Raw genomic sequence first — 2,972 nt, forward strand, 5'->3', positions numbered from 1 at the left:
GCCCCTTGCCTCCAGTCCCGCTCCTGCCTATCCTTACCAATCTGCAATGCACGGGACGAAGAAGCCCGTCTTGATCTGATTTTACCGCCTGCCAATACCCTGTGGAGGGGAAAACATGACCGATACCTTCGACCCTATCCTGCTCAACTTCATCTATGCCATCTTTGGCGGTCTGCTGACCATCTTTTTCATGTGGTTTGGTTGCAAGGTGTTCAGTCATATCGTCAATTTCAGCATTCCGGAGGAGTTGAAGAACGGCAATCTGGCGGTGGGGGTGATGATCATGGGGATCTTTATCGGGATCGGCACCGCGCTGGGGTTGGTTATCGGGCTCGGCCTGAATTGATGGAGACGCGGGTCACATTGCGCTGGTTTCTGCTATTGGTGCTGCTGCCGGGGCTGGCGCTTGCCGGGGTGGCCAAGCATGTTAAGCATAAGCATTGGACCAACGACTACGACCGCCACTTCCGTAAATACACCAAGCACTACTTTGGGCCACATTTCGATTGGCACTGGTTCAAGGCGCAGGGGATTGCCGAGTCTGGACTGCGGCCCAATGCAAACAGTCCCGCCGGGGCCCGTGGATTGATGCAGATCCTGCCTTCAACTTTTGAAGAGATTAAAGAAAAAAACCCTCACTTCACCAATATCGAGGATCCACGCTGGAATATTGCGGCGGGCATCTTCTATGACCGCATGCTCTATCGGAGGTGGAAAAAGGGGCTGCCCACAGAACAGCGCCTCTCTTTTGCACTGGCGAGTTACAACGCGGGATACGGCAACGTCAACAAGGCCTATCGACGCGCCAAGGGCAAACACGGTGAGGTGAAGAGCTGGCATCAGGTGGCGCCCTATGCGCCTAGTGAAACCCGCCACTATGTTAAGCGAATCAAGGAGTTGATGCAGGTGGAATAGCCGTTTCGCCCTCAATCTCCATGCCGGCGGCCACGCGCCTGGTCCAGTTACTGACCCGCTGCTGCAGTAGTGACTCCATGCCGTGAAAAAAGTGATCCGCACCGGTGATGCGGCTCTGTCTGTAGTTCGGGTGCGCGGCTTTATTGGCTGCGATACGGCGTTGCTTGGCGGTGGCGACAACACTCTCCAGATCCCTGCTGCCGTAGAGATCCAGCATCGGAATGGAGACTTTTTCAATGGCTTCCAGTACCGGATTCCCCTCTTTTCGAGCTGGGGTGGGCAGGCCGATGGCGATATAGGCGCGCACCGCCTGCGGTTTTTCGCTGGCGAGAAACTCCAGTCCCATGCGTGCGCCCAGACTGTGACCGATCATCACCAGGTTGGTGTTCTGCCTCTGTTTGAAGAAGTCGATGGCAGCGTGAATACGGGGATAGGCCTGCGGAATCAGCGGCAGATATTCACGGAATGGCGCATCGCTTGCCGCCACTGGCAGCTGGATCGAGAGGGTATCCCAGGCGTGTTCCGGCAGATAGGTGCGTAGCGGCTGGATAACATCCTGCCAGTCTGGATTGGCCCCCATCCCATGCAGCAGGATCACCCCGCCCCGGGTCTCCTGTGCATCGGTCTCGGTGTGGATTGAGAGGAAACGGTGCCCGTCCGCTTCGAGCCAGACCGGTTCGCCATCGAGGATGGCGTCGACGATCTGGTCGGCGATGCGCTGCTCCCGCGCCAGGTCGGCGGCAAAGGCTGTCTGGCTTAGGAAAAGCATCAGCAGTAACAAAGATTGTCGTAGCATGGTTTAGGTTCCCAATCGATCCAGCCTTAAATTTAGACCAGATTTCCAACCTCGTCATGCAAATTGTCCGCCTTTGGGGTAAAGTGTCGCGGCAAAAAATATTCGGGGCTGGGGGCTGTGCCTTCCAGCCGGTACCCGGTGCCGATTGACGGCACTGGAGACCTAAACTTCAGGAGAGAGAATCATGGCTCGTCAACCCGATCAGATCGCACCGTCCATCCTGTCGGCGGATTTCGCCAAGCTGGGCGAGGAAGTGGATAACGTACTGGCATCCGGTGCCGAGATCGTCCACTTCGACGTCATGGACAACCACTACGTACCCAACCTGACCATCGGCCCGCTGGTCTGCGATGCACTGCGCAGCCACGGCGTTACCGCCGATATCGATGTACACATGATGGTCAAGCCGGTGGATCGCATCATCCCCGATTTCGCCAAGGCAGGCGCCACCTACATCACCTTCCACCCTGAGGCTTCTGAACATATCGACCGTTCCCTGGCCCTGACACGAGAGCATGGCTGTAAGTCTGGTCTGGTGTTTAATCCGGCCACCTCGCTCTCCTATCTGGAGCATGTGATGGACAAGGTCGACATGATCCTGCTGATGTCAGTTAATCCCGGTTTCGGCGGCCAGAGTTTCATCCCGGGGACCATGGACAAGCTGCGCGCAGCACGCAAGATGATCGACGACTCCGGTTACGACATCCGTCTGGAGATCGACGGTGGCGTAAAGGTCGATAATATCGCCGAGATCAAGGCGGCTGGTGCAGACACCTTCGTTGCCGGATCCGGCATCTTCGGCTTCCCTGGCGACTCCGATGCCAACCGCTATAACACCATCGTCGGCAAGATGCTGGCTGAGCTGGCCAAGGTCTGATCCTGTCTGGTGTTGAAAACGGGGCCTTGTGAGCCCCGTTTTTTGTGTCAGCCACGAACTTTGCCAATTTCCACAGGCAGGGCGTGCAAAATTTTATCGATCCTTCCGTATCCTTGGTCCTTTTTAATCGCCAGGCAGGTAGCAGGTTATGAGTCTCAAGCAACCCAAAATGATCCTTATCGATGTTGATGGAACCCTGGTGGACAGCGTGCCCGACCTAGCTTGGTGCGTTGATGAGATGATGAAACAGCTGGGACGTCCCGCTCATGGCGAAAAGAAGGTCCGTGACTGGGTCGGCAATGGGGTGGAGCGTCTGGTGCGGCGCGGATTGATCGGCCAGCTCAACGGTGAGCCTGACGAAACGGATTTTGAGAAGGCCTATCC

At 56.6% G+C, this 2,972-nt stretch carries 4 protein-coding genes and 1 pseudogene; 4 read left to right on the forward strand and 1 reads right to left on the reverse strand.

The window, feature by feature from the left end:
- The first annotated feature begins 115 nt into the window (after positions 1–115).
- Both G9Q73_RS08660 and G9Q73_RS08665 read left to right on the forward strand, forming a co-directional pair.
- Entirely contained in the window at positions 116–346 is a 231-nt protein-coding gene (locus G9Q73_RS08660) for a DUF350 domain-containing protein (protein WP_177419427.1), read from the forward strand.
- 17 nt (positions 347–363) lie between these two features.
- Positions 364–915: a transglycosylase SLT domain-containing protein gene (locus tag G9Q73_RS08665; protein ID WP_246345146.1), complete on the forward strand. Its 552-nt coding sequence runs from the start codon at positions 364–366 to the stop codon at positions 913–915.
- Here the strand turns inward: G9Q73_RS08665 and G9Q73_RS08670 are convergent.
- Positions 890–1,711 (reverse strand): alpha/beta fold hydrolase, encoded by an 822-nt coding sequence (locus G9Q73_RS08670; protein ID WP_177419430.1) that lies wholly within the window; start codon positions 1,709–1,711, stop codon positions 890–892. The two genes, G9Q73_RS08665 and G9Q73_RS08670, sit on opposite strands and share 26 nt — an antisense overlap.
- A 184-nt stretch (positions 1,712–1,895) precedes the next feature.
- On the opposite strand from G9Q73_RS08670, the gene rpe reads away from it, so the two are divergent.
- Entirely contained in the window at positions 1,896–2,588 is a 693-nt protein-coding gene (gene rpe, locus G9Q73_RS08675; RefSeq protein ID WP_177419431.1) for a ribulose-phosphate 3-epimerase, read from the forward strand.
- Between the two features lie 148 nt (positions 2,589–2,736).
- A pseudogene (locus G9Q73_RS08680) lies at positions 2,737–2,972 on the forward strand (phosphoglycolate phosphatase); the annotation flags it as partial.

Origin of the sequence: endosymbiont of Lamellibrachia barhami, assembly GCF_011947365.2 — a bacterium.
In the GTDB taxonomy this organism is placed as follows: Bacteria; Pseudomonadota; Gammaproteobacteria; order Chromatiales; family Chromatiaceae; genus QGON01.